Below are 25,970 nucleotides of genomic sequence, written 5' to 3'. Positions count from 1 at the left end.
CGGTTGTGACTGATGATCTGTTGAGCGGTCCGCGAGGGCGCCAGTTCTGCCTGGGCGTTCTCACGGCAACGCAACCGGAAATCTGGACCGTGGCTGCCAGATCGGCGTCATCTCCCCAGGATCATGGGCTTGCCGGCGAACTGGCCGAGGCGCTCCGCAGCCCGGCGGCCGTATCGGCTGCTGAATCAGCTGGTGGCCAGGCGCTGATGGCTGGCCTTACCGGGGCCGTCGACGCCGCGCGCTACTGGCAGCAGCCTGATGAAACCGACGCCCTCCTCGCGCAGCCCGCCATCCGGTTGGCTTTGGGCCCGGTCGCCCATGCCCTGGCTGATGCCCTTGCCGCGTGGTGGGGTCCCGGCTTCCTGGACGGGGACCACCAGAGTTTCGTGCAGTGGACAGACGAACGAAAAGGCCAGCCGCCGGTTCCAGGCGGGGCAGCCAGGACGCTGGCCGATTGGAAAGCGGCCGCCCTCGCCGATGAACGCCAGGCGGCTGAACGGCCCAAGAACCCGGCCGCCAACTGGGGCGGCTGGTGGTGGTCCACGCCGAGGCCATCCGAGCTGCTCACCACCACCAGAAGCCTGCCGGATCTCGGCGCCATTGGTCTCCTGCTGGTCGAGGACAGCATCGGATGGAAGCAGGCAACCGTCTGGCCGCTCGTCCCGCGGCCTGACGCCCGCGTCTACGAAATCGATGGCCCGGCGGCGTGGACCGGGCTGGCTGCGCGGTATCCAATGGACGTCAGCCTGGCCAAACGCCACGACTGGTGGCGGACCACAGGGATCGCCGGCCGTTGGCTGGTTCCTGACTGGTCTGCCGTTGCTGGCGACTACGACGGCGTTCATCTCACCCTCTGGGGATACCTTACGACAGCCGGGCGCGCGCTGGCCGCGCGGCCATTCGCCGGACCGTCAGTTGCAGTGCTTGAGCGGACGGTACTGGCGGGCTGGGATCCCGATGAGACCTACTGGCTCAACGACGTCCTCACGCCGGGCGCCGCGCCCTCGGACTGGCGCAGCGACGGGTCCGGTCGGTGGTCAAGACAGGGATGATCCAGACAGTCTTGATCCCGCAGAAGTGGTCCGGACAGGGTGGTCAGCCTCAGCAGCCGGGGCAGCCGGCCCCGGGGGCGGAAGCCCGGAGACCGCCGTCGGAAGCCTGGAGCGCGCCGTCGGGAGTCCCGCCGTCGGAATTAAAAGAGAAGTGGCCGGCACCAATGGTGCCGGCCACAAGCATCAGTTCAGTTGAACTGGAAAACCTTAGAGTGCGTTGACCTTCTTGGAGATCGCCGACTTGCGGTTTGCAGCGTTGTTCTTGTGCAGAACACCCTTGCTGACAGCCTTGTCCAGCTTACGGCTGGCAGAAACGAGCGCAGTAGTAGCAGCGTCCTTGTCGGAGGACTCAACAGCGGTGTTGACGGCGCGGATGGCCGTCTTCAGCTCGGACTTGACTGCGTTGTTGCGCAGGCGAGCCTTTTCGTTGGTCAGGATGCGCTTCTTCTGGGACTTGATATTTGCCACGTGTGAACTCTCTTTGTAATGCGGAAATGGTCTAGAGGGCTTTCAAGCTGGCCTTGACTGAGCGGCGTGGGGATACCTATGGCGGCCAGCCATCAGTGACCGTCGACCTGCACGGACACACAGCTATAAATATTAGCAGGCCCGGGCCACGTGTGGCCATTCCGGGTGCCGACGGCGCGCCGCAGTTATCTCCAGCCGTGCAGCCGACGCAACTCGTCCGCCACAAGCCTAAACGTCTTCCGGTCCAGCACCGACCCTTCGCGGCGGATGTCGGCCGGATGAATCTGCAGGACGCGGTCGAGCTTGGCCTCGCTGGGGCGGCCCTGCCTGTCCCAGCTCCCTGTGCCGATATCCACGTAGTCGCGGCGGCCGCGGGGGTGGCCGTCGTGGTCCTTGCTGGTCAGCATCAGACCCAGCAGATACCTCCCGTGGCTGCCGACCAGCAGGACAGGCCGGTCCTTGCCCCGCGAATGGTCCTCTTCGAAGGGAACCCACGTCCACACGATCTCGCCGGGGTCCGGCCGCCCGTCCGGGGAGGGGGAGTACTGCAGCGTCGCCGTACCGGTGAAGTCGCCAGGGTATGTACCTGTGACACCGGCCGCGAGCCCGGGCGCTTTTCCTGCCCTGGCCCGGGCGGGCACCGGAGTTCGGACCGCCGGTTGCCTCAGTACGCCGAGGAAGCGGAGCGATGCGCGGACGGCGCCGCCGATGGAGGAGAAGTTCAAAGCCATGCGGGCCACCCTACCGCGCGGCCTTCGGAGCGGCCGGACCTCCGGCGCGAAGGCCGCGCAAAATGTACTGCCCGCGCCCGGGACGTGGGAGACTAGAGGTTCAGATATGCGGCAGGCAGCAGGATGGCCAGAGTTCAGCCTGAGCAAAGCCGCTGAAATGCCAACAGTAAGGACCCTGCGTGTCTCCCATGGCCCGCACCGCCCCGGTGCCCGCCGCGACAGATCCGGCCATTATTCGGAATTTCTGCATCATCGCGCACATTGACCACGGTAAGTCCACCCTGGCCGACCGCATGCTGCAGTCCACCGGAGTGGTGCAGGCACGCGACATGAAGGCCCAGTACCTGGACCGCATGGACATCGAACGCGAGCGCGGCATCACCATCAAGTCGCAGGCTGTCCGGATGCCCTGGGAACTCGACGGGGTGAGCTACGCCCTGAACATGATCGACACGCCGGGCCACGTGGACTTCACCTACGAGGTGTCGCGTTCCCTCGCCGCCTGCGAAGGTGCCGTTCTGCTGGTGGACGCCGCGCAGGGCATCGAGGCCCAGACGCTGGCCAACCTGTATCTGGCGATGGAAAACGACCTCACCATCATCCCGGTCCTGAACAAGATCGACCTGCCCGCCGCCCAGCCGGAGAAGTACGCCGCCGAGCTGGCCAGCCTGATCGGTGGCGATCCCGAAGACGTGCTGCTGGTCTCCGGCAAGACTGGGGTCGGCGTAGAAGCGCTGCTGGACAAGATCGTGCGCGACCTGCCCGCACCCGTCGGTAACCCCGACGCGCCTGCCCGGGCCATGATCTTCGACTCCGTCTACGACACCTACCGGGGCGTGGTCACCTACGTCCGTGTGGTGGACGGCATGCTGCACCCGCGTGAACGAATCCAGATGATGTCCACCAAGGCCAGTCACGAGCTCCTGGAAATCGGCGTCAGCTCCCCGGAGCCGACACCCTCCAAGGGTCTCGGCGTCGGCGAGGTGGGCTACCTCATCACCGGCGTGAAGGACGTGCGCCAATCCAAGGTGGGCGACACCGTCACCAACCTCGCCAAGCCTGCGTCGGAATCACTGAGCGGTTACGCGGATCCCAAGCCGATGGTATTCTCAGGCCTCTACCCGCTGGACGGCACGGACTACCCGGTGCTGCGCGACGCCCTGGACAAGCTCAAGCTGAACGACGCAGCCCTGATCTACGAACCGGAAACCTCCGCGGCCCTCGGCTTCGGCTTCCGCGTGGGCTTCCTCGGCCTGCTGCACCTGGAGATCGTCCGGGAGCGCCTTGAACGCGAATTCAACCTGGACCTGATCTCCACCGCGCCCAACGTGGTCTACGAGGTCACGCTCGAGGACAAGAACGTGATCACGGTGACGAACCCGAGCGAGTTCCCCTCCGGGAAGATCAACGAGGTCCGCGAACCCATGGTGGCCGCGACCATCCTCGCCCCCAACGAGTTCGTCGGTGCCATCATGGAGCTCTGCCAGGGCCGCCGCGGCGTCATGCGCGGCATGGACTACCTGTCCGAGGACCGGGTGGAACTGCGGTACTGGATGCCGCTGGCCGAGATAGTCTTCGACTTCTTCGACCTGCTCAAGTCCAAAACACGCGGCTACGCCTCCCTGGACTGGAAGGCCGACGGCGAACAGGTCGCCGACCTGGTCAAGGTGGACATCCTGCTCCAGGGCGAGCAGGTGGACGCCTTCAGCGCCATCACCCACAAGGACAAGGCCTACGCGTACGGCGTGATGATGACCGGCAAGCTGCGCGAGCTCATTCCGCGCCAGCAGTTCGAAGTGCCGATCCAGGCAGCCATCGGGTCCAGAATCATCGCCCGTGAGTCCATCCGCGCCATCCGCAAGGACGTTCTCGCCAAGTGCTACGGCGGTGACATCTCCCGTAAGCGCAAATTGCTGGAAAAGCAGAAGGAAGGCAAGAAGCGCATGAAGATGGTGGGGCGCGTGGAAGTGCCGCAGGAAGCCTTCATCGCAGCCCTGACCACCGACGAATCCAAGGACAAGGCCAAGAAGTAGTGATGACCGTGGCCGGAACCTCCGGAGGCCGCACCCATGCCTAGCGTTCTTCCCCTGGGCGACCCCGCGCCGTCGGACGGCCTGCTGCCGCAACAGGCGGCGGACGGTGCGGCTGCCCGGGCCTTCGGGCTTTACGTGCACATCCCGTTTTGTGCGGTGCGCTGCGGTTACTGCGACTTCAACACCTACACCGCAACCGAGCTCGGAGGCGGCGCGTCCCAGGACGCGTACGCCTCCACCGCCATCTCGGAAGTGGAGTTTGCCGCGCGGGTCCTGAAGGAATCGGGGCTGCCCGCCCGCAAGCTCAGCACGGTGTTCTTTGGCGGCGGCACCCCCACGCTCCTGCCGGCCGAGGACCTGGCCAGAATCCTCCGTGCCGCAATAGAGACATGGGGGATCGAACCGGGAGCCGAGGTGACCACGGAGGCCAACCCGGACTCCGTCACGCCGGAATCCCTGCAGCTGCTTGCCGATGCGGGTTTCACACGGGTCTCCTTCGGCATGCAGTCCGCCGTGCCCCATGTGCTGAAGGTCCTCGACCGCACCCACACCCCGAGCCGTGTTCCGCTCGTGGTGCAGTGGGCGCGCGACGCCGGGCTGGCCGTCAGCCTGGACCTGATCTACGGAACACCGGGGGAGTCCCTCGAGGACTGGCGCTTTTCGCTCGAGACCGCCCTGTCGTACCGGCCGGACCACATCAGCGCCTACGCGCTGATCATTGAGGACGGCACCAAGCTCGCCGCCCAGATCCGCCGCGGCGAAGTTCCCGGAATTGACGACGACGACCATGCCGACAAGTACGAACTCGCCGACAGAATGATCTCCGACGCCGGCCTCAGCTGGTACGAGGTCAGCAACTGGTCCGCGACGCCGGAGCAGGCGTGCCGCCACAACCTCGCTTACTGGCGCGGGGACGACTGGTGGGGCATCGGCCCGGGCGCGCACTCGCACGTGGGCGGGGTGCGCTGGTGGAACGTCAAGCACCCCACCGCCTATGCCGGACGGCTCGGCTCAGGCGTCTCGCCGGCAGCAGGACGCGAAACGCTCGACGCCGAAACCCGGGGCGTCGAAAAGGTCATGCTGGAAGCCCGGCTTTCCGCGGGGCTCGAAACCGCTGCCCTCTCGCCGGGCGGCAGGAAGGCCGTGGCCGGGTTGATCGCCGACGGCCTCGTGGTGCCTGAGGAGGCGTTCCGAGGCCGCCTGGTCCTCACGCTGAAGGGCCGGCTGCTGGCGGATGCCGTGGTCCGCAGGATCCTGCCGGACTAGCCGCGACAACACATAAAGCAACGCGAGGTCACTTACAGCCCCATATCCCTAGCGGATTGGGCTGCAACTGACCTCGCGTTGCTATTTGGCTACGTGGTCCAGCCGGCTACTTGATCCAGCGGAGGTTGTACGGGTACCGGTGCGGCTGGCCTTTGTTGACATGGACACCGGCGGATACTGCAAAGCAGGTCAGCGCGATCCAGATGAGTGTGGCCAGGACGGCGAACAAATTGCCGACGACGGGAAGCAGCACCAGCAGGTTGGCCACGAAGGCCGCAATCGTCGGCGGCAGCGTGAAATTGAGGGCTTCCTTGGACTCCTGCGCGGTGAACGGGCCGCGGTCGCGGAAGATGAGGTAAATCAGCAGCGCCGGAACACAGCCGAGGATGCCGCCGAAGTGGGCCAGGGTGGCCCACTGCCGGTCCTCGCTGGCGGTGAGCGGAAGCGCATTCGCCGGAACGCCATGGTACTGGGGCAGGTCCTGGCCGGACTGTGTGTCCCTGCGGTCGCGAGCGTCTTGTGCCACGGTGTCTTCCTTAAGCTTGCGTTGGTGCGATAGTGCCTTGGCGCCGGGGCCGCCGTGCGGTGCCGCCGTACCAAGGATACCGGGCCATCGGGGCAAACGCGGGCTCAACGCCGAATCCGGGGAGCGTAGCGATGGGAATTAGGGAACTGTCAGGAAATCGATGACCTCTTCGACCCGGCCCAGCAGGGCGGGCTCAAGGTCGGCGTAGGTGCGTACGGCGCCGAGGAGTTTCTGCCAGCCGAGGCCGACGTCCTCCTTGGTCTCGTGCGGCCAGCCGAAGGCGGTGAGGATGCCGGTCTTCCAGTCCGTACCGCGCGGCACCACGGGCCACTGCGGAATGCCCAGCACCGACGGGCGGATCGCCTGCCAGACGTCGACGTACGGGTGGCCCACGATCAGCACGTTGCCGGCGGCGCCGGGTGACGCCATTACGGCGTCGGCAATCCTTGACTCCTTGGAATTGGGGACCAGATGGTCCACCAGGACGCCCAGCCTGCGGCCGGGGCCGGGGCGGAAGGAGGCAACGGCCGCCGTCAGGTCATCGATGCCGTGCAGGGGTTCGACGACGATGCCCTCCACCCGGAGGTCGTCGCCCCAGACTTTTTCCACGAGTTCGGCATCGTGCTTGCCTTCAACCCAGATCCGGCTGGCCTTGGCCACCTGCGCGCGCTGCCCTTCCACCCGCACCGAACCCGACGCCGTCCGCCCGGCTGTGCCCGATCCCGCGGGCTTCGCCTTGGGCGCGGGAGGCATCAGGCGGATTGGCTGGCCGTCCAGGAGAAAGCCGAAGCCAAGCTTGAAGGACCGGGATTTTCCCCGGCGGTCCTCGAGCGCCACCAGGTGCATGCCGCCGGACTTCTCCACCCGGATCACTGCGCCCACCCAGCCGGACTGGACGTCCTCGAGCACCATGCCGCGCTCCACCGGCACCTCGGGCAGGCTGTTCTTGGCAGGCACTGCGATCTCCTGCGGGCCCCAGGTCTGGTACTGCATTTGTTCACCGCTTTGCATTCGAAAGGAGCCGCTCCGGCCGCGGGCGTGCCGCCGGGGGAAAGGCGCCCGGAATTTCGCCCGGAGCGGTACCAATGCTAACAACGGGGCGACTCATATTAGACTTGTTAGCACTTGGGCATGTCGAGTGCTAACCACAGCGTTTGCAGGCGGGACTAACGCCCGGAGCGGTTACGGCCAAAAGGAGGTGGACGGTGAGCGAACCACGGAAGCTTGAGGTGCTGCGCGCCATCGTGGAGGACTATGTCCATTCCCGCGAACCGGTCGGCTCCAAGGCCCTCGTGGAACGGCACCATCTGGGCGTCTCCAGCGCCACCATCCGCAACGACATGGCGGCCCTGGAGGACGAGGGCCTCATCACTGCCCCCCACACCAGTGCGGGCAGGATTCCCACGGACAAGGGTTACCGCTTGTTCGTCGACCAGATCTCCGCGGTCAAGCCGCTCTCTCCGGCGGAGAAGCGCGCCATCCAGACCCTGCTTGAGGGGTCCGAGGACCTCGACGACGTCCTGGACCGGACGGCCCGGCTCCTGTCCCAGCTGACCAACCAGGTCGCCGTCGTGCAGTACCCGCACCTGAGCCGTGCCGTGGTCCGGCACATTGAATTCGTGCTGCTGGCGCCGCGGAAGGTGTTGATCGTGCTGATCGCCGACTCCGGCAAAGTTGACCAGCGCGTCGTCGACGCCGGACAGGACCTGTCAGACGACACCCTGGCCGCCCTGCGCACCCGGTTCCTGACCGGTGTGGCCGGAACGCCGGTGGCCATCCTGCCCCAGCACCTGGCCGCCGTCGTGGCCGGTTGCACGCCCGCCGAGCGCCCCGTAGCCATGGCTTTGGGCAAGGGACTGGAGGGCCTCTCCCACAACAGCCGGGAAGACCGCATGGTCCTGGCCGGAACGGCCAACCTGGCACGGTCCAACGTGGACTTCCCGCTCAGCATCGGACCTGTCCTTGAGGCCCTTGAGGAGCAGGTGGTCATGCTGCGGCTCCTAAGCGACATGGCGCAGGACCCGCGCGGCGTGGCCGTCAGCATCGGCCGGGAAAACCCCTACGACGGGCTGGCCGAGGCATCGGTGGTGGCCACGGGCTACGGCCCCGACGCCACCGCCAAGGTGGGCATACTGGGCCCTACCCGGATGGACTATCCCACCACCATGGCCGCCGTGCGCGCGGTGGCCCGCTATCTTTCGAGGATTCTGGGCCCGTGACCACACGCCCCGGACATCCCCTGACAACAGGCAGTACAACGAGGAAGAGATACGAACTTTGAGCAGCCACTACGACGTTCTTGGAGTCTCCGCGGAAGCCACCGGCGAGGAGATCAAAAAGGCCTACCGCAAGCTGGCCCGTTCGCTGCACCCGGACGTCAATCCCGGGGAAGACGCCGCGGAACGGTTCAAGGCCGTCACCCACGCCTACGAGGTGCTGTCCGATCCGCAGAAGCGCAGGGTCTACGACACCACCGGCAACGAGAACGGGACCGACAACGGCTTCGGCGGCGGCGGTTATGCCGGCCAGGGCTTCGCGTTCCAGGACATCTTCGACACCTTCTTCGGCGCCGGCGGCACCTCCGGCCCCGCGTCCCGCGTCCGCCGCGGCCAGGACGCGCTCATCAGCGTGCGGATCGACCTGCGCGACGCCGTGTTCGGCGTCAACAAGAAGCTCGAAGTGGACACGGCCGTCACCTGCCCCACCTGCGAAGGATCCTGCTGCCGGGAGGGCAGCCACCCGGAACGCTGCGACATCTGCGGCGGCAGTGGACAGGTGCAGCGGGCGGTCCGTTCCATCCTCGGCCAGGTCATGACCGCCGCCCCCTGTGGTTCGTGCGAGGGCTTCGGCACCGTCATCAAGGACCCCTGCAACGAATGCAGCGGCCAGGGCCGCATCCGCAGCCGCCGCTCCCTGACCATCAAGGTCCCGGCCGGTGTGGCCACCGGCACGCGGATCCAGCTCTCCGGCCAGGGCGAGGCCGGTCCGGCGGGCGGGCCGTCCGGTGACCTCTACGTGGAAATCCGCGTTAACAACGACCCCACGTATGTCCGCGAGGGCGACGATCTCCACGCGACCCTGAACATTCCCATGACCGCCGCTGCCCTCGGCACGGAAGTGAGCCTGGAAACCTTCGACGGCAAGCAGGAGATCGACGTCAAGGCGGGCACGCAGTCCGGTGAGATCATCACCCTCCGCGGCCTCGGCGTCACCCACCTGCGCGGCTACGGCCGTGGCGACCTCAAGGTCCACTTGCAGGTGGAGACGCCGTCCAAGCTCGACCCCGCCCAGGAGGACCTGCTCCGGCAGCTGGCCAAGCTCCGCGGCGAGCAGTTCTCCGAGGGCAAGCTCGCGGCCGGCGGCGGCGTCTTCGCCAAGCTGCGGGACCGCCTCGGTAACCTGTAGCGGTGAGCAACCCCGTATTCTTCACCCCGCCCGGCGCGCTGGACAACATTGTTCCCGGTTCGCTGTTCGTCCTGGACGGTGCCGAGGCCCGGCACGCGGTCACTGTGAAGCGCCTGGCTGTGGGGGAGCAGGTTGACATTGCCGACGGAGCCGGCAAACGCATCACCGGAACCGTGACGGAAGCTGCCCCAGCCGAGCTGACGGTCGAATGCGCCACCGTCAGTGCGGAACCGCGGCCGGACATCCGCCTCGTACTGGTGCAGGCCCTCGCCAAGGGTGACCGGGACGAACTGGCGATCGAAACCGCCACCGAGCTGGGCATCGACGCGGTAATTCCGTGGCAGTCCGAGCGCTCCATCGTCCGCTGGAAGGGTGACCGGGCGGCCAAGGCGCACGGCAAATGGCAATCCGCCGTCACGGCCGCCGCCAAGCAGGCGCGCCGCGCCTGGATCCCCGAGGTGAGGCCCGCCGTCGATACCCAGGCGCTGGCCAGGGAAGTGGCGGACGCCGGCCTTGCGGTGATTCTGCACGAAGACGCGGTGACGCCGCTGCGGCGGGTCCTGGGTAAGTGGTCGGATGAGCGCCGGGAGACGCCGGACCCCGGCGAGGTCCTCCTCATCGTTGGTCCAGAAGGGGGCATCAGCCCCCGTGAGGTCACCAGGCTGTGCAGCGCCGGGGCGGTCACGGCCCTATTGGGACCGCACGTCCTGCGGTCATCGACGGCGGGACCGGCCGGCGTCGTCGTGGCCAGCGACGTCCTGGGCCGCTGGTGAGTGCAGGCCGCTGGTAACTTCAGCCGGGGATCACTTCGCTGACGGGACAGCTAGCGAACCGTGAACCCCCGTGAGTCCACGTTAAGTTCGTCCTCGGGCTTACCCGGGCCGATCTGGGAGACGCGCACCTCATAGTTGCCGGGCCCAAGGTTCACTGTGATGCCGAAGACCCCGGACGCGGCGGGATCCGCTGCGGCCACGGCTTCCCCGGTCAGGTAGCTTTCCTTGTCGCCGTTGTCCTGGACTTTGAGGATGCGCCAGTGCAGTTTGCCGTTGGGGACAGTGCTTCGTCCTGAGATCTTGACCCGTCCGTCACCGACTTCGGTGCCCTGTTGCGGATCGATGATCCACACCGGCGCCACCATTCCGGCGCTGCGGGACGTCGGCGCACCCAGCTTCACGTGCTTGAACGCCAGGTAATCGGTGTGCCCGTCCACCAGGATCACCACCTCGATCTGCTGGCCGGAGTCGATCAGGCCCGAGCTGGCCCCGGCTGCCGTCGCGGTGTAGACCAGTTGCTGGATGGCCCGCTGGGCCATGTCTGCGTCGAGGTTGCTGTTGAAGGCGTCGGCGGAAACGTCCACCGTAATGACATTGGTGCCCGAGATCGACGTCGCGAGGTTCTTGGGGTTCTGCCACGGCGTGAAGAAGTCCGGATCCAGCGGCGTCTCCGACATCATGGCCCGCAGGGCGCGCGTGATCGGGTTTTCATCGTCAGGAACGTCGCGGAACTCCCGGTACAGGAAGACGTTGCTGTTGCTTCGCCCGATCCAGTAAACGGGCGCCTTGTTCGAGGACTGCGTTGTTTCCAGCGGCGCGCTGGTGGTGGGAACGCCGTCCGTGCCGGCGGCCCGGCGGGAAGAGGAGGTCGGAGAGTTGGCGGATGTCACGGCGGGATCGGGATCGGCAATGCATCCGGACAGCAGCAGGGCAGCCGGAAGCAGCGCGGACAGCAGCGCGGAGCGAATCCGCGTTACTTTCCGGCCCGGAGTTCCTGGCTGACTGATGCTGGCGATCCCTTCGAATGAGCAGTGCCTACGGGCACGCCGGACCGTTGCCGGCGGGCTCCTTTCCCAGCATTACACGAGTCTTTGGGGCACACCGTGCCTTTCGGGGCAGGCGGCCGAACTGCAACGGGAACGATATGAGGCCGATACAAAGTTGATATCTAATTGCGGGAACGCGTTACAAAATTGCGGTCCGCCGTAACCTGCTCCGACGGCAGGCCAAGGCGTCCGCTGGCGTAAGATGAAAAGACACAAACGAGTTATTTTTCCGAACTGGAGGGAACTTAAGGCCCCAGGCCGTCACCATGACTGAATCAGCAAACGGAAAGCGCCGCCTCAATACGGGGGACCGCACCACGGGCGAATTCCCCCATACTCTTCCCGGTGTCCGGACGGAGGTGGTCATCTTCGATAACTCTGATCAGATGGTGCAGTCGCTGGGCAGCCACGACGAGGCCCTCCGCTTCATCGAGGACCAGTTCCCGGCCGTCAGTTTCCACGTCCGCGGCAACGAACTCTCCATTAACGGACCCGCGGCCGATGTTCCGCGGATCATGCGCCTGCTCCACGAGGTCCGGGGGCTCGTGGCGCGCGGCACCGTGATCACACCGGCAGTCCTCCAGCAACTGGTCGCGCTGCTCCGCAGCCAGTCCCTGCAGAACCCGGTCGAGGTGCTGACCCACGACATCCTGTCCAGCCGCGGCAAGACCATCCGGCCCAAGACACTGAACCAGAAGAACTACGTGGACGCCATCGACGCTAACACGGTGATCTTCGGGATCGGTCCCGCCGGTACCGGCAAGACCTACCTGGCGGTGGCCAAAGCGGTGCAGGCCCTGCAGCAGAAGGAAGTCAGCCGCATCATCCTCACCCGTCCCGCCGTCGAAGCGGGCGAACGGCTGGGTTTCCTTCCCGGCACGCTCAGCGACAAGATCGACCCGTACCTGCGGCCGCTGTACGACGCGCTGCACGACATGATGGACCCCGAGTCCATTCCCCGGCTGATGGCGGCCGGAACCATCGAAGTCGCTCCGCTGGCCTATATGAGGGGCCGGACGCTGAACGACGCCTTCATCATCCTCGACGAGGCACAGAACACCACGCCGGAACAGATGAAGATGTTCCTGACCCGCCTCGGCTTCGGCTCCAAGATGGTGGTCACCGGCGACGTCACGCAGGTGGACCTTCCGTTCGGAACCCGCTCCGGCCTGCGCATCGTCGAGGAGATCCTCAGCGGAATCGACGACGTCAGCTTCTCCGTTCTGGACGCGGCCGATGTGGTCCGCCACCGCCTGGTGGGGGACATCGTCAACGCCTACGGCATCTGGGATGAAGCACAACGCAACCGGGTCAAGCATTCCGTTCCCCGGGAACGACGGGAGAGCACGCATGAGCATCGAAGTTAACAACGAATCCGGCATCCAGGTGGACGAACCCCGGCTGGTGGCATTGGCGCGCTTCATTTTCGAGCAGCTGTACATCCATCCGCAGGCGGAACTGTCCATCCTGCTCGTGGACGAGCCGGCCATGGAGAAGCTGCACATCGAGCTGATGGATGAGCCGGGAGCCACAGACGTGCTCTCGGTTCCCATGGATGAGCTGACCCCGGGAACCCCGGACAAGCCCACCCCGCAGGGGATGCTTGGCGACATCGCGATCTGCCCCCAGGTGGCCGAGGTCCAGGCCCGCAACGCCGGGCACTCCACGCAGGACGAGATGCTGCTGCTGACCACGCACGGAATCCTCCACCTGCTCGGCTATGACCATGCCGAGCCGGAGGAGAAGGCAGAAATGTTCGGCCTGCAGCGCGAACTGCTGACGGCATTCACCGGCAAAGAAGCACCGGCCGAGACCACCCAGTGACCTCCCTGCTCCTTGTCTGCATGGCGCTGGCGTTTCTCGGTGCCGCAGCGCTGCTGACTGCTGCCGAGGCGGCGTTCAGCTTTCTTCCGCGCCACGACGCCGAGCAGGCGTTGCAGGGGAGCCGGGGGCCGGCGTTCCGGAGGATCCTGGATCAGCCGATGACGCACATGCGTGCCCTGCGTTTCTGGCGGATCTGGTTCGAGACGGCCTCCGCGGTGGCTGTGGCTGTGCTCCTTTACAGCGTGCTGGACAACGTCTGGCTGGCCGGACTGGCCGCGACAGGCATCATGGCTGTCCTCGGGTTTGTGCTGGTGGGCGTCTCGCCGCGCCAGTTGGGCCGCTCGCATCCGGCCGCCGTGGCGCAGTATTCGGCGTCGCTGGTCCGGTTCCTGGCTTGGATACTCGGCCCGATCCCCGCGTGGCTGGTCCGGCTGGGCAGTGCCGTGGCTCCGGGTTCGCCCAACGGTGACGACTCCTACTTCAGCGAGGAGGAGTTCCGCGAACTGGTTGACCGGGCCACTGAGTCGGACATGATCGAGGACAACGAGGCGGAACTCATCCAGTCCGTATTTGAGTTCGGCGACACCCTGGTCCGCGCCGTCATGGTGCCCCGGACCGACATCCTGACCATCGACGCCGGTTCAAGCCTGCACAGCGCGATGGCTCTGTTCCTGCGTTCGGGGTATTCGAGGATCCCTGTCATCGGCGAGAGCACCGACCAGATCCTGGGCATCATCTACCTCAAGGATGTGGCCGCCGCGATCCACGGCATGGATCCGGAGGCCGAACCGCCCCTGGTTGACGTGCTGGCCCGCGAGGTCCGCTACGTGCCCGATTCCAAGCCGGTGAGCGACCTCCTGCGGGAACTCCAGAAGGAATCCACGCACGTGGCCATCGTCATCGACGAGTACGGCGGGACGGCCGGGCTGGTGACGCTGGAGGACCTCATCGAAGAGCTCGTCGGCGAAATCGTGGATGAATACGATTCGGAGGGCGCCGCCGTCGTCGACCTCGGCGACGGCACGTACAGGGTGAGCGCCCGGATGGGGATCGACGACCTCGGTGAGCTGTTCGGCATCGAACTGGACGACGACGAGGTGGACACCGTGGGCGGCCTGCTGGCCAAGGCCCTCGGCCGTGTCCCGATCGTGGGCAGCGCCGTGGATGTCGAAGGTGTTTCGCTGCGCGCCGAGCGGCTCGAGGGCCGCCGGAACCGCGTCAGCCACATCATTGCGGCCGCCGCGCCGAAAGGGGCCGTTCCAAACAGTACTGACCTTGAAGAACTTCTCGACGAGGCCGAATCAATGCAACAGGGAGTTCCACGTGAGCAAGCAGAATAAGGCCGACGGCGGCGAACCGTTCGGCGGGTACCATGCCGGATTCTCGGTGCTGGTGGGCCGGCCCAACGCCGGCAAGTCCACCCTCACCAACGCGCTGGTGGGCAAGAAGGTGGCCATTACGTCCGCCAAGCCGCAGACCACGCGGCACACCATCCGCGGAATCGTCCACCGCGAGGACGCCCAGCTGATCCTCGTGGACACCCCCGGCCTGCACCGGCCCCGCACACTGCTGGGCAAGCGTCTTAACGACCTCGTCGCCGACACGCTTTCAGAGGTGGACGCGATCGGGTTCTGCATCCCCGCCAACGAGAAGATCGGCCCCGGTGACAAGTTCATTGCCGCCCAGCTCGCCGCCGTGGGGCGCAAGCCGGTAATTGCCCTCGTCACCAAGGCCGACCTGGTGGACCGGCAGGCCCTGACGGAACAGCTGCTGGCCGTCGCCGAGCTCGGCAGGGAAGTGTTGGGCGAGGAAGGCTGGAAGGACATCGTTCCGGTCTCGGCCGCGGACGGGTTCCAAGTGGGTACGGTGGCGGACGTCCTGATCAGCCACATGCCGCCGTCGCCGCCGCTCTATCCCGATGGCGAGCTGACCGATGAGCCCGAGGCCGTCATGGTGGCCGAACTCATCCGCGAGGCTGCGCTGGAGGGCGTGCGCGACGAGCTGCCGCACTCACTGGCCGTGGTGGTGGAGGAGATCGTTCCCCGCGAGGGCCGGACCGAGGACAACCCGCTCCTCGACGTCCGCGTCAACCTCTACGTGGAGCGACCGTCCCAGAAGGCCATCATTATCGGCAAGGGCGGAAGCCGCTTGCGGGAGGTCGGCACCAACGCCCGGAAGGGCATCGAGGCGCTCCTGGGCACCCGCATCTACCTCGACCTCCACGTCAAGGTGGCCAAGGACTGGCAGCGTGACCCCAAGCAGCTGGTGAAGCTCGGGTTCTGAGCGGCGACGCCCGGACCCGCGACGCTCACGCGCGAAGGCCAAGGCCCAACGCCTGCGCGGGCACCGCCTGTGCGGTCACCGCCTGCGCGCCGGGCCGCGAACGCCGGATGTCCGGCGTTTTCCCAGAAACGGCAACTAAAATGGGCCGGATCCCATTTTTTCGAGGAAGGTACACCCTGTGGTGCGACGCCGCGACAACCGCGCCCAAGGACCGGGCACCCCCGCCCGTTCCGAGCCAGCTGCCCGGCATGCCGAGGACGCCCGGCTGGGCGCTGCCCGGCACCTGAACGTCCGCCACATGCCCACGTGGCTCAAGGTGACCACCGCCGTGGTCGCTGTGGTCCTGGCCGGCGGCCTCGCCTTTGCCGGCTACTGGTACTTCAGGCTGCAGTCCAACATCTCCACCGCCGCGCTCGGCGCCGGAAGCAGCCGCACCGACGCCACGGACGATGCCACCGGCAGGCTGCAGATCCTGATCCTGGGGTCCGACACCCGCGACGGCAAGAACTCGAATTACGGCAGTACCGAGGATTCCACCGGCTACGGCAATTCCGACGTCATGATGCTCATGGACATCTCGGAGGACAACAAGCGGGTCAACGTGATCAGCTTCCCCCGCGACCTGCTGGTGGACATCCCCAAGTGCACCGACCAGAAGACCGGCAAGCAGTACCCGGCCCGCAGCGGCATCATGATCAACGAAGCCATGAAGGAGGCCGGCATCGGCTGCGCCGTGGACACCGTCAACAAGCTGACCGGCATGGAGATCGACCACTTCATGATGGCCGACTTCAACGCCGTCAAGGAACTGTCAAACGCGGTGGGCGGCGTCGAGGTGTGCATCAGCGATGCCGTCTACGATCCCGATTCGAGGCTGAAGCTGCCCAAGGGCACCTCCCAGGTGCAGGGCGAACAGGCCCTCGCCTTCCTCCGCACCCGCCACGCGTTCGCCGACGGCGGCGACCTTGGCCGCATCAGGGCCCAGCAGGGCTTCCTTTCCTCCCTGACCCGCAAGATCAAGGATGACGGCACCCTCTCCAACCCGGCGAAGCTCCTGAACATCGCCGACGTCATCACCAAGAACCTCACCGTCGACGACGGGCTCGCCTCGGTACCGGCCATGGTGACCATCGGCAACCGGCTGAAGACGATCGACGTCGGCAAGGTCGCCTTTGTGGCGACACCGACTGTCCCTGCGGCCAGCGATCCCAACCGGCTGGAAGCGGCGCAGCCGGCCGCCTCGCAGCTGTTCGCCGCCCTGCGGAAGGACGTCGACCTGACCGACCCGGACGGGAAGGAAACGCCGCCAGCGACGCCCAAGCCTTCGGCGAGCTCAACGCCGTCGGCCACTCCCAAGCCCACAGCGACGGCGGCGCCGTATGACAAGACGCTGCAGCCCATCACGGTGGCAAACGGAACCGGTTCGCCCACCCGGACCCAGGAAATCGTTGAGGCCGTGGTGGCCGGCGGCTTCACCCAGGTGGGGCAGCTGGAGGCCGACACCACGGCAAAGACCATGGTGTACTACGGACCCGAGTTCGCGGACGTCGCCGCGGATGTTGCAGCCCTGTTCGGTATTCCGGCCGCCCAGGTTGCTCCCTCGTCCAGCGTCGCGGGCGTGCAGCTGTACCTTGGTACCGACTTTCCGTCCGGAACGAAGTTCGGCAAGACCACCGTTCCCAAGGACATCGTCAACCAGACAGCCGGCGACACCGTCTGCCAGCAGGCAAACCCCGAGCTGATCGTGCAGTAGCTCACCGTGCTCCGGCTGACTGCGCAGTAGCTGACGATGTAGTAGCTCGCGGTGCCGTAGTTGACGGTGCTCCAGCGGACTGAGCTGTAGCTGGCTGCGGTTCTGTTTAAAGAAAAATGCCGGGCCGCCCCGAACGGGGGCGGTCCGGCATTTCTGCGCTCACCAGATGCTGACGCGCTCCGCCGGAGGCATCCACATCCCGTCCTCCTCCGTGACGCCGAACGCGGCGTGGAAGGAGTCCAGGTTCTTGGCGATGGCGTTGGTGCGGAACTCGTTGGGGGAGTGCGGGTCAGTGGCCAGCCGCCTGACGGCCTCCTCGGTGCGGATCACCTGGCGCCAGCCGGCCGCCCAGGAAGCGAAGAAGCGCTGTTCACCCGTCAGCCCGTCGAGCACCTCGGGTTCCTGGCCGTCAAGGCTAAGGCGGTAGGCCTTGTGCGCAATGGTAAGCCCGCCCAGGTCGCCGATGTTTTCCCCCAGCGTGAGCTTGCCGTTGACGTTGTGGCCGGGCGCGGCGTACGGGGACAGTGCGTTGAACTGGTCCACGAGGCGGCCGGTCAGGGCTTCGAAGGCCTTGCGGTCGTCCTCGGTCCACCAGTTGCGCAGCTCGCCCTTGCCGTCGAACTGGGAGCCCTGGTCATCGAAGCCGTGGCCGATCTCGTGCCCGATCACGGCCCCGATGCCGCCGTAGTTCACCGCATCGTCGGCGTCGGCGGTGAAGAACGGCGGCTGGAGGATGGCCGCCGGGAAGACGACCTCATTCAGCATCGGGTGGTAGTAGGCATTGACGGTCTGTGGCGTCATGAGCCACTTGTTGAGGTCCACCGGCTTGCCCACCTCGTCAAGGTGCCGGTCGACGTCGGCGTTATGGGCCCGTTCGACGTTCCCCAGCAGATCGGCGGGGTCGATCACCACTGCCGTGTAGTCGATCCACTCGTCGGGGAACCCGATCTTCGCACGGAACGCCCCCAGCTTCCGGAGGGCCTCCGCCTTGGTGTCCTCGCCCATCCATTCCAGCGCGCTGATGCTCTGCCGGTAGGCCTCGATCAGGTTCGCCACGAGGGTCTGCATCCGGGCCTTGTGGCCCTCCGGGAAGTGCCGGGCCACGTAGATCTGGCCAACGGCCTCGCCCAGTGCCGCCTCGACGACGGCGACGCCGCGCTTCCAGCGGTCCTTGTTCCGGGGGGTGCCGCTGATGGTGGTGCCGTAGAACGCGAAGTTCGTGTCCACGAACGCGGACGACAGGTAGGGGGCCGCGGAGTTGATGACGCGCAGGGCAAGCCATTCCTGCCACACCGGCAGCGACTCCGAGGCCAGCAGCGCGGCGGCGCCGGCAAAGAAGTCAGGGGTGCTGACCACGATCTCCTGCCGCTTCTCCGCGGCGATGTCCGCAGCCTCGAACCACGTGTCCAGCAGGGGGAACAGCTCGCGTGCTTCATCCGCCGACTTCAGGTTGTAGGTCTTCTGCGGGTCACGCAGCGTGACATTGTCCCAGTGGTGCGAGGCGAGGGCCGTCTCCAGTGCCACCACCCGGGCCGCAGCCTCTTCGGGATCGGCCACGCCGGCCAGGCCAAACATGGTGCCCACGTACTCCCGGTAGGACTGCACTACGGGCGCGAATTTCTCCTCGCGGTAATAGGACTCGTCGGGGAGCCCGAGGCCGCCCTGGCCCGTGTACAGCAGGACGCGGTCGGGGTTGCCGGCATCCGGTGCAGGGTAGATGTAGAAAAGTCCGGACACATCGGCACGGAAGAGCCGGCCGGCCAGTGCCAGCAGCTCGGAGATGCTCGCCGTGGCGAAGACCTCGGCCAGGCGGCCGCGGATGGGATCCAGGCCCTTGGCCTCCACGGCTGCCTCGTCCATGAAGCTGCTGTAGAGGTCGCCGATCTTCCGCTCGATGCCGCTGGCTTCGGACCCCTTGGCCGCGGCTTCCTCGATGATTTCCCGGACTGCCAGCTCGGAGCCGTCGCGCAGGGCTGTGAATGTGCCTTCCAGCGCACGGTCATCAGGGATGGTGGTGTCCTTCAGCCAGGCGCCGTTCACATGCTGGTAGAGGTCGTCCTGTGGCCTCACGCTGCGGTCGATGTTTGACAGGGCGATCCCCGAAATTGGCACAGGAGCTCCTTTGGTGACGGGCTGCGGCCGGCACTTTCACCGGTGCAGCGTCTGCATGGTGGACGTTGCTGAGGTGTTGCTCCTTCATCTTACGCACCCGTGTTACTGTGAAATGGTGCGTGCAGAACTCCTTCTTCTTAGCTGCCGCGGCGAGGCCTCAGACGCTATCTAGCGCAAGGCCCACCCTCGTCGCGGAGTCTGTGTTGCCCGGCCACCCTTTCACTCAGGAACCACAGAAAAGGCCAGATTAATGCGAAACGCACAGAAGCCCTCGGGAATGCCGGTCCACCGCTATATCCCCTTCCAGGACCAGATCAAGGTCGACCTGCCGGACCGGACCTGGCCGGACAAGATCATCACCACGGCCCCGCGCTGGTGCGCAGTTGATCTGCGGGACGGCAACCAGGCACTGATCGACCCCATGAGCCCGGCCCGCAAAATGAAGATGTTCGACCTGCTGGTCCGGATGGGCTACAAGGAGATCGAGGTCGGCTTCCCCTCCGCGTCCCAGACGGACTTCGACTTCGTCCGCCAGCTGATCGAGGGCAACCACATCCCGGATGACGTCACCATCCAGGTGCTGACCCAGGCCCGCGAACACCTCATCGAGCGGACCTACGAGTCGCTGGTGGGCGCCAAGCAGGCCATCGTGCACCTGTACAACTCCACGTCCGTCCTGCAACGCCGCGTGGTGTTCAACCAGGACGAGGACGGCATCCTGGACATCGCCCTGCAGGGCGCCCGCCTCTGCAAGAAGTACGAAGAAACGCTGGGCGACACCCACATCACCTACGAGTACTCGCCGGAGTCCTTTACGGGCACCGAGCTGGAGTACGCGGTCCGCGTCTGCAACGCCGTCGCCGACGTCTTTGAGGCGTCCGCCGACCGCCAGGTGATCATCAACCTGCCCGCCACGGTGGAGATGGCCACCCCGAACGTCTACGCGGACTCCATCGAGTGGATGAGCCGCAACCTGCACCCGCGCGAGGGCATCATTCTCTCCCTGCACCCGCACAACGACCGCGGCACGGGTGTGGCCGCCGCCGAGCTGGGCTACCAGGCCGGCGCCGACCGCATCGAGGGCTGCCTGTTTGGCAACGGCGAGCGGACCGGCAACGTGGACCTGGTGACCCTCGGCCTGAACATGTTCGTGCAGGGCGTTGACCCGATGATCGACTTCTCCGACATCGACGACGTCCGGCGCACCGTGGAGTACTGCAACCAGCTGCCTGTGGCAGAGCGTGCACCCTACGGCGGCGACCTCGTCTTCACCGCCTTCTCCGGGTCCCACCAGGACGCCATCAAGAAGGGCCTCGAAGCCCTGGAGAAAGATGCGGCAGCCGAGGGCAAGGACGTCAGTGACGTCACCTGGCAGGTGCCCTACCTGCCGGTGGACCCGAAGGACCTCGGCCGCAGCTACGAGGCCGTGATCCGCGTCAACTCCCAGTCCGGCAAGGGCGGCGTGGCCTACCTGCTGAAGAGCGAGCACAGCCTGGATTTGCCGCGGCGGGCACAGATCGAGTTCTCCGGCGTCATCCAGAAGCGCACCGACACCGTGGGCGGCGAGGTCAGCGGTGCCCAGCTGTGGCAGCTGTTCCAGGACGAGTACCTGCCCTCCGCGAAGGCGGAAAGCCAGTGGGGCCGGTACTCCCTCGGCTCGGTGAAAACCGAAACCGATGAGGACGGCTCCATGACCCTGCACGCCTCGCTGGGTGTGGACGGCACCCACGTCAACCGCACCGGCACGGGCAACGGCCCCATCGCTGCGCTGCTGGACATCCTCGGGCAGGACGGCGTGGACGTGCGGGTGCTGGACTACAGCGAGCACGCCCTGTCTGAAGGCGGCAGCGCCCTTGCCGCGGCCTACGTCGAATGCGCCGTGGGGGAGCGTGTCCTGTGGGGCGTCGGCATCGACGCCAACACCAGCACGTCAGCGCTGAAGGCAGTTATCTCTGCCGTGAACCGGGCCATCCGGGACGCCCAGGCCTAAGCTTCCTGACAGCTGCGCCGCCGGTCCACACCGGCGGCTCAGCTGTTTCGGCGGCTCAGCTGTTTCATTGAGTCAATGGGAAGATTAGGCGTGGTCCAATCATTTGCAGCGCGCAGCTACCGCGACGACGCCGTGGTGCTCCGCACCCACAAGCTCGGCGAGGCGGACCGCATCATCACCCTGCTGACCAAGCACCACGGCCAGGTCAGGGCGGTGGCCAGGGGAATCCGGCGGACCACCAGCCGCTTCGGTGCCCGCCTGGAGCCCTTCATGGTGGCAGACCTGCAGCTCGTGTCCGGCAAGACCCTCGACATCGTGACGCAGGCCGTCGCGAAAGGGGCGTACGGGGGCAACATCGCCGCCGACTACGGCCGTTACACGGTGGCCGCGGCCATGACCGAAACCGCCGAGAAGCTGACCGACGTCGACGGCGAAGCCGGGACGGCCCAGTACAACCTGCTGGTCGGCGCCCTGGCCTCGCTGAGCCGCGGGGACCACGCGCCGGAGCTGATCCTGGATTCCTACCTGCTGCGGGCCCTGTCAACCGGCGGCTGGGCGCCCAGCTTCACGGACTGCGCGCGCTGCGGCGCGCCCGGGCCGCACACCGCCTTCTCCGCTCCGCTGGGCGGCATGGTCTGCGGCGACTGCCGCCCGCCCGGGTCACCGGCACCGGCGCCCGAGACGGTCTCCCTGCTGGGTGCGCTGCTCACCGGGAACTGGACGACGGCGGACGCCTCCCTTCCGGTCCACCGCCGGGAATCCGCGGGGCTGGTGGCAAGCTATTTGCAGTGGCACCTTGAGCGTGTCCTGAAATCCCTCAAACATGTGGAGCGTACCTAACAGTGTCCTTGGGAAAGAAGACCAGCCCTGCCCGGCGCCGCACCGCCCCGGTGGTGCCCCCGTACCCGCACCACTCGGGCGCGGTCCCGCCATCGATTCCGGCCGAGTTCGTGCCCCGGCACGTGGCCATCGTGATGGACGGCAACGGCAGGTGGGCCAACCAGCGCGGCCTGCCGCGCATCGAGGGCCACAAGGCGGGGGAGCCCGCACTGCTGGACGTCGTGGCCGGCGCCATTGAACTCGGCATCGAGTACGTCAGTGTGTACGCCTTCTCCACGGAGAACTGGCGCCGGTCTCCCGAGGAAGTCCGCTTCCTGATGGGGTTCAACAAGGAGGTGCTGCGCCGGCAGCGCAACCAGCTGGACGACTGGGGTGTGCGGATCCGCTGGTCCGGGCGGCGTCCCCGGCTCTGGGGTTCGGTGATCCGCGAACTGGAGGAGGCGGAGGAGTACACCGCCGGAAACAGCACCTGCACGCTGACCATGTGCGTGAACTACGGTGGCCGGGCGGAAATCGCGGACGCGGTGTCCGCCATTGCCCGTGACGTGGCCGACGGCAGGCTCAAGCCCGGGGCCATCACCGAGAAGACGATCCAAAAGTACCTCGACGAGCCGGACCTTCCCGACGTCGACCTCTTCCTCCGCAGTTCCGGTGAACAGCGGCTGTCCAACTTCATGCTGTGGCAGTCTGCGTACGCGGAGTTCGTCTTTCTGGACACCCTGTGGCCCGACGTCGACCGCCGGACCCTCTGGGACGCAGTGGAGATCTATGCCCAGCGGGACCGCCGGTACGGCGGCGCAGTGGACGCCGCCCAGGCCCTTTAGGCTGCGCGGCGTCGGGGTCGCGGTACCGGACACCCTGTACCTGAATCAGGCGGCGTAACCCCTGATCCATTTGGCCAAGCGCAGGTAGGCGTCGGCCCGCACCTCGGCGCGGGACAGGAACACGTCGTGAAGGGCGCCGTCGATGCGCTCCACGGTGACGCTCCGGCCCAGCGACATGGCACGGGCGGCAATCGTGTTGACGTCCAGCACCGCGTCCGTGCGCCGCATTGCCTCGTTCCACACCATGCCGTTCTCGCTCGCGGCCGACAGCAGCACCAGAACGGGAACGTCGATGCCCAGGCCGCGCGCCACCTTGGCCTGCCCTGCCAGGATGGCACTGAGCCAGGCTGCACGCACCGGAAAGGCCAGGGGCGGACGGTAGGCAGCGTCCAGGGTCCACTCGCCTTCAGCAGTACTGCTGATGCTCCGCCAGTAGAAGCCGCGCTCCGGCAGCCTGAGCACCGCCTCCGGCCGCAGGCGGGCGATCGGCTCCACCACGGTCCAGGCCGCCCGCCGGACCAGGGCGCTGCCGTGCATTTCGAGCCAGGGACTGTTCAGGACCAGCTGCGAGACGGCACCGGGGTTGCGGCTGGCCCACAGGGCCGCCACGAGGCCGCCCGTGGAGTGCCCCATGAGCGCGAGCTGAACCGGTCCTGCACCGCCGGACTCGGCAATCATGCCGGCCGCGGTGCCGATCTCGGCGTCGTAGTTTCCCAGATCTGCGACGTAGCCGCCATGGGTGCCCGGCTGCAGGCTGCGGCCGTGGTTGTGCATGTCCAGGGCAAAGAATTCGAAGCCCTGTGCGTCCCAGAACCGCGCCAGCTCAATGTTGAAGAAGTAGTCGCTCCAGCCGTGCAGGAAGAGTACCGCCCGGCGGGGCCCGGCGATGCGGACCTCCGGACCATCCGGTGGAGCGAAGCGAACCAGCGTGGCACGGCGGCGGACGCCGTCCACGCCCGCGGCTTCGAAGGCGCAGGACTCGAAGCCCGGCCCCAGAATGTCGCTCTGCCACTCCATGGCACCAGCGTAGGACTTTCCGGGCCCGCCCCGGGTGGTGTTGTGCCAGCCCGGTTTGGCTCGCACCCTGGAATTTGGTCTGCACCCGCGAATTTGGTCTGCACTGGGGAATTTGGTCTGCACCCGCGAAGACGGAAAACTAGAGGCATGCGCGTATATCCCACTTTTTTCAGGCTGGCTTTTTCATGGATGGACGCCGAACGCGCCCACAAAATCGGTTTCAAGGGAATCCGGCTGGTCCATACCGTGGGAGCGGGACGGCTGCTGGAAAGGTTCACGGCACCGCCGGCGTCCCTGCAGACGAATGCGCTCGGCCTGACCTTCCCATCCCCGTTCGGGCTGGCCGCCGGCTTTGACAAGGAGGGCCACGGAATCGAGGCCCTGATGGAGCTCGGATTCGGCCACGTCGAGGTGGGTACCATCACCGGCCAGGCCCAGCCCGGCAACGAAAAGCCCCGCCTGTTCCGGCTGATCGAGGACAGGGCCGTCATCAACCGGATGGGATTCAACAACGACGGCGCCTCTGCCGTGGCTCCGCGGCTGAAGTCCGCCCGGGCTGCGCTGCAGCGGCGCCATGCCAAGGTGCGGCCCGTGATCGGCGTCAACATCGGCAAGACCAAGGTGGTGGAGCTCGAGGACGCCGTGGAGGACTACCTTGTCAGTGCCCGCAGCCTGGCCCCGGCGGCCGACTATCTCGTGGTGAACGTCAGCTCGCCGAACACGCCGGGGCTCCGGCTCCTGCAGAACGTGGAGACGCTCCGGCCGCTGCTGAAGGCAGTGGGGGAGGAGGCGGACAAGTCCGCGGGCCGGCATGTCCCGCTCCTGGTCAAGATCGCCCCTGACCTCACCGATGAGGATATCGACGACGTCGCCCGGCTGGCGATGGACCTGGGCCTGGACGGCATCATAGCCACGAACACCACCATCGGCCGCGATGGGCTTGATTCTGCAGCTGACAAGGTGGAGGCCTGCGGTGCCGGGGGCCTGTCAGGTGCTCCGCTGAAAAGCCGTTCGCTGGAGGTCCTGCGCCGGCTGAAGTCGGTCACCCAGGACCGGCTGACGCTGATTTCCGTGGGTGGGGTGGAGAGCGCCGCGGACGTCCAGGACCGCTTGGACGCTGGCGCCACCCTGGTTCAGGGCTACACCGCCTTCCTGTACGAGGGGCCGTTCTGGGCAGCCCGGATCAACAAGGAACTGGCCAGGAACCGCTGATCCGTGCCTTAGGTGCTGACCCGTGCCTTAGGTGCTGATCCGAGGCTTAAACACCGCGGCCCGGCGGTTTTACCGCCGGGCTGCTGTGTTTTTAGGTCCGGGACCCTCGGGCGGCCTGTGCCGCGGGAGGAAAGCGAGGAATCAGGACGGGTACTGCCCGCGGCTGACCAAAGGCTTGGGCAGGCGAAGCTTCCGGAACTGCAGCGAACGCATGGTGCCGTACCAAACGGTGCCGCGCTCAACTTCCCCGAATTTTTCAGCCAGACGCTTGCGGAGTTTGCGGGACAGGATGAACGCGTCCGCGAAGACCGCCAGGAACATCACCCAGAAGCCCCCCAGCACGTAAATCATCATCTCACTGGTGGACGGCACGACGAGGGAGACCACAACGAACACCAGGGCACCGAACATCAGGTACTCGCCAAGATTGAAGCGGGCGTCCACGTAGTCCCGGGCAAACCGCTTCTGCGGGCCCTTGTCGCGGATCGGCAGGAACCTTTCGTCGCCGGTGTCCATTGCCCGGCGCATCTTCAGGCGCTGCTCCTGTGCGGCAGCACGCTCCGCTTCCTTGGAGGCCTTCCGGTCCTCCGGGACGAGGGGGCGCTTGCGGGCCGCTTCCTGTGCCTTGCGCTTGGGCGTGGGCGCGCCCTTGCCCGCTATCGCGGCTGCCTCGGCAGCCTGCTGGTCAACTACATCCTGCGCCGCTGGCGCTTCCTTTTTACGTCCGAACACCACAACAGAATACCTTGGCGGGCTGTGCCCCCGGTCATGCCCGGCCGCCCGCTGAACGCCACGGCGCGGAGTCCGGCGCCTGC

Annotated in this window: 23 protein-coding genes; 15 read left to right on the top strand and 8 right to left on the bottom strand. The window is 66.6% G+C overall.

Going from position 1 to position 25,970, the window contains the following annotated elements; translation table 11 throughout:
• Window positions 1–89: 89 nt before the first annotated feature.
• Window positions 90–1,052, top strand: coding sequence for a hypothetical protein (locus tag ACTHQX_RS04390; RefSeq protein WP_440156155.1), 963 nt, complete (start codon window positions 90–92; stop codon window positions 1,050–1,052).
• Window positions 1,053–1,259: 207 nt separating this feature from the next.
• Here ACTHQX_RS04390 and rpsT read toward each other — a convergent pair whose 3' ends face one another.
• Window positions 1,260–1,520 carry a 30S ribosomal protein S20 gene (gene rpsT / locus ACTHQX_RS04385; protein WP_111903413.1) on the bottom strand — a complete coding sequence of 87 codons (261 nt, stop codon included), beginning with the start codon at window positions 1,518–1,520 and terminating at the stop codon, window positions 1,260–1,262.
• Window positions 1,521–1,705: 185 nt separating this feature from the next.
• Window positions 1,706–2,251 (bottom strand): type II toxin-antitoxin system PemK/MazF family toxin, encoded by a 546-nt coding sequence (locus ACTHQX_RS04380; protein ID WP_236803448.1) that lies wholly within the window; start codon window positions 2,249–2,251, stop codon window positions 1,706–1,708.
• 179 nt (window positions 2,252–2,430) lie between these two features.
• Here ACTHQX_RS04380 and lepA point away from each other — a divergent pair, with 179 nt between their 5' ends.
• On the top strand, window positions 2,431–4,284 hold the full coding sequence (lepA, locus tag ACTHQX_RS04375) for a translation elongation factor 4 (protein ID WP_236803447.1): 1,854 nt from the start codon (window positions 2,431–2,433) through the stop codon (window positions 4,282–4,284).
• 36 nt (window positions 4,285–4,320) lie between these two features.
• A complete protein-coding gene (gene hemW / locus ACTHQX_RS04370) occupies window positions 4,321–5,550 on the top strand; it encodes a radical SAM family heme chaperone HemW (RefSeq protein WP_440156156.1) in 1,230 nt (409 codons plus the stop codon).
• A gap of 106 nt (window positions 5,551–5,656) precedes the next feature.
• On the opposite strand, the gene ACTHQX_RS04365 is transcribed toward hemW, so the two are convergent.
• Both ACTHQX_RS04365 and ACTHQX_RS04360 read right to left on the bottom strand, forming a co-directional pair.
• A complete protein-coding gene (locus ACTHQX_RS04365; RefSeq protein WP_111903417.1) occupies window positions 5,657–6,076 on the bottom strand; it encodes a DUF4870 domain-containing protein in 420 nt (139 codons plus the stop codon).
• 138 nt (window positions 6,077–6,214) lie between these two features.
• Window positions 6,215–7,069, bottom strand: coding sequence for a DUF3097 domain-containing protein (locus ACTHQX_RS04360; RefSeq protein WP_440156157.1), 855 nt, complete (start codon window positions 7,067–7,069; stop codon window positions 6,215–6,217).
• 212 nt (window positions 7,070–7,281) lie between these two features.
• On the opposite strand from ACTHQX_RS04360, the gene hrcA reads away from it, so the two are divergent.
• The 3 genes from hrcA to ACTHQX_RS04345 are packed head-to-tail and all read left to right on the top strand — an operon-like array spanning window position 7,282 to window position 10,254.
• A complete protein-coding gene (hrcA, locus tag ACTHQX_RS04355; RefSeq protein WP_190602763.1) occupies window positions 7,282–8,295 on the top strand; it encodes a heat-inducible transcriptional repressor HrcA in 1,014 nt (337 codons plus the stop codon).
• Window positions 8,296–8,353: 58 nt separating this feature from the next.
• Window positions 8,354–9,481 (top strand): molecular chaperone DnaJ, encoded by a 1,128-nt coding sequence (dnaJ, locus tag ACTHQX_RS04350; RefSeq protein ID WP_111903419.1) that lies wholly within the window; start codon window positions 8,354–8,356, stop codon window positions 9,479–9,481.
• A 2-nt stretch (window positions 9,482–9,483) separates the two neighbouring features.
• The gene (locus ACTHQX_RS04345) at window positions 9,484–10,254 is read left to right on the top strand and encodes a 16S rRNA (uracil(1498)-N(3))-methyltransferase (RefSeq protein WP_440156158.1); all 771 of its coding nucleotides are present in this window, start codon (window positions 9,484–9,486) and stop codon (window positions 10,252–10,254) included.
• Window positions 10,255–10,304: 50 nt separating this feature from the next.
• On the opposite strand, the gene ACTHQX_RS04340 is transcribed toward ACTHQX_RS04345, so the two are convergent.
• Window positions 10,305–11,222, bottom strand: a complete 918-nt coding sequence (locus tag ACTHQX_RS04340) for a GerMN domain-containing protein (RefSeq protein ID WP_440156199.1) — start codon at window positions 11,220–11,222, stop codon at window positions 10,305–10,307.
• A gap of 344 nt (window positions 11,223–11,566) precedes the next feature.
• Here ACTHQX_RS04340 and ACTHQX_RS04335 point away from each other — a divergent pair, with 344 nt between their 5' ends.
• The 5 genes from ACTHQX_RS04335 (at window position 11,567) to ACTHQX_RS04315 (ending at window position 17,160) form a co-directional block, all read left to right on the top strand.
• Window positions 11,567–12,667: a PhoH family protein gene (locus tag ACTHQX_RS04335; RefSeq protein ID WP_111903422.1), complete on the top strand. Its 1,101-nt coding sequence runs from the start codon at window positions 11,567–11,569 to the stop codon at window positions 12,665–12,667.
• On the top strand, window positions 12,651–13,124 hold the full coding sequence (ybeY, locus tag ACTHQX_RS04330; RefSeq protein ID WP_102974527.1) for an rRNA maturation RNase YbeY: 474 nt from the start codon (window positions 12,651–12,653) through the stop codon (window positions 13,122–13,124). The genes ACTHQX_RS04335 and ybeY overlap by 17 nt, the downstream gene beginning before the upstream one ends.
• Window positions 13,121–14,464 (top strand): hemolysin family protein, encoded by a 1,344-nt coding sequence (locus tag ACTHQX_RS04325; protein WP_440156160.1) that lies wholly within the window; start codon window positions 13,121–13,123, stop codon window positions 14,462–14,464. Before ybeY ends, ACTHQX_RS04325 begins: the two co-directional genes overlap by 4 nt.
• Entirely contained in the window at window positions 14,448–15,407 is a 960-nt protein-coding gene (gene era, locus ACTHQX_RS04320) for a GTPase Era (RefSeq protein ID WP_395404011.1), read from the top strand. Before ACTHQX_RS04325 ends, era begins: the two co-directional genes overlap by 17 nt.
• Window positions 15,408–15,585: 178 nt before the next feature.
• Window positions 15,586–17,160, top strand: a complete 1,575-nt coding sequence (locus ACTHQX_RS04315) for an LCP family protein (RefSeq protein WP_440156162.1) — start codon at window positions 15,586–15,588, stop codon at window positions 17,158–17,160.
• Between the two features lie 159 nt (window positions 17,161–17,319).
• On the opposite strand, the gene ACTHQX_RS04310 is transcribed toward ACTHQX_RS04315, so the two are convergent.
• The gene (locus ACTHQX_RS04310; RefSeq protein ID WP_440156164.1) at window positions 17,320–19,272 is read right to left on the bottom strand and encodes a M13 family metallopeptidase; all 1,953 of its coding nucleotides are present in this window, start codon (window positions 19,270–19,272) and stop codon (window positions 17,320–17,322) included.
• A gap of 250 nt (window positions 19,273–19,522) precedes the next feature.
• Between ACTHQX_RS04310 and leuA the strand changes: the two genes are divergently transcribed.
• From leuA to ACTHQX_RS04295, 3 genes are all read left to right on the top strand, one after another.
• Complete coding sequence (leuA, locus tag ACTHQX_RS04305) at window positions 19,523–21,262, top strand: 2-isopropylmalate synthase (RefSeq protein ID WP_440156166.1); 1,740 nt, start codon at window positions 19,523–19,525, stop codon at window positions 21,260–21,262.
• 75 nt (window positions 21,263–21,337) lie between these two features.
• Window positions 21,338–22,102 carry a DNA repair protein RecO gene (gene recO, locus ACTHQX_RS04300; protein ID WP_440156167.1) on the top strand — a complete coding sequence of 255 codons (765 nt, stop codon included), beginning with the start codon at window positions 21,338–21,340 and terminating at the stop codon, window positions 22,100–22,102.
• Between the two features lie 2 nt (window positions 22,103–22,104).
• Window positions 22,105–22,926: an isoprenyl transferase gene (locus ACTHQX_RS04295; RefSeq protein WP_440156169.1), complete on the top strand. Its 822-nt coding sequence runs from the start codon at window positions 22,105–22,107 to the stop codon at window positions 22,924–22,926.
• A gap of 45 nt (window positions 22,927–22,971) precedes the next feature.
• Here the strand turns inward: ACTHQX_RS04295 and ACTHQX_RS04290 are convergent, their stop codons facing one another.
• Complete coding sequence (locus ACTHQX_RS04290; protein WP_440156170.1) at window positions 22,972–23,943, bottom strand: alpha/beta hydrolase; 972 nt, start codon at window positions 23,941–23,943, stop codon at window positions 22,972–22,974.
• A 147-nt stretch (window positions 23,944–24,090) separates the two neighbouring features.
• Between ACTHQX_RS04290 and ACTHQX_RS04285 the strand changes: the two genes are divergently transcribed.
• Complete coding sequence (locus ACTHQX_RS04285; RefSeq protein ID WP_440156171.1) at window positions 24,091–25,155, top strand: quinone-dependent dihydroorotate dehydrogenase; 1,065 nt, start codon at window positions 24,091–24,093, stop codon at window positions 25,153–25,155.
• A 141-nt stretch (window positions 25,156–25,296) separates the two neighbouring features.
• On the opposite strand, the gene ACTHQX_RS04280 is transcribed toward ACTHQX_RS04285, so the two are convergent.
• Complete coding sequence (locus ACTHQX_RS04280; RefSeq protein WP_440156173.1) at window positions 25,297–25,887, bottom strand: DUF3043 domain-containing protein; 591 nt, start codon at window positions 25,885–25,887, stop codon at window positions 25,297–25,299.
• Window positions 25,888–25,970: the final 83 nt, after the last annotated feature.

The sequence above is a fragment of the Arthrobacter sp. SAFR-023 genome (genome assembly GCF_051965295.1).
Taxonomy (GTDB): domain Bacteria; phylum Actinomycetota; class Actinomycetes; order Actinomycetales; family Micrococcaceae; genus Arthrobacter.
The sequence above is the reverse complement of the archived record's forward strand: the minus strand, read 5'-3'. Positions and strand labels throughout refer to the sequence as shown.

Coding starts and splice junctions, on each gene's coding strand:
- ACTHQX_RS04380 (WP_236803448.1), bottom strand. CDS start 2,251: ATGGCTTTGAACTTCTCCTCCATCGGCGGCGCCGTCCGCGCATCGCTC.
- ACTHQX_RS04290 (WP_440156170.1), bottom strand. CDS start 23,943: ATGGAGTGGCAGAGCGACATTCTGGGGCCGGGCTTCGAGTCCTGCGCC.
- ybeY (WP_102974527.1), top strand. CDS start 12,651: ATGAGCATCGAAGTTAACAACGAATCCGGCATCCAGGTGGACGAACCC.
- recO (WP_440156167.1), top strand. CDS start 21,338: ATGGGAAGATTAGGCGTGGTCCAATCATTTGCAGCGCGCAGCTACCGC.
- ACTHQX_RS04285 (WP_440156171.1), top strand. CDS start 24,091: ATGCGCGTATATCCCACTTTTTTCAGGCTGGCTTTTTCATGGATGGAC.
- hemW (WP_440156156.1), top strand. CDS start 4,321: ATGCCTAGCGTTCTTCCCCTGGGCGACCCCGCGCCGTCGGACGGCCTG.
- leuA (WP_440156166.1), top strand. CDS start 19,523: ATGCGAAACGCACAGAAGCCCTCGGGAATGCCGGTCCACCGCTATATC.
- ACTHQX_RS04360 (WP_440156157.1), bottom strand. CDS start 7,069: ATGCAGTACCAGACCTGGGGCCCGCAGGAGATCGCAGTGCCTGCCAAG.
- ACTHQX_RS04335 (WP_111903422.1), top strand. CDS start 11,567: ATGACTGAATCAGCAAACGGAAAGCGCCGCCTCAATACGGGGGACCGC.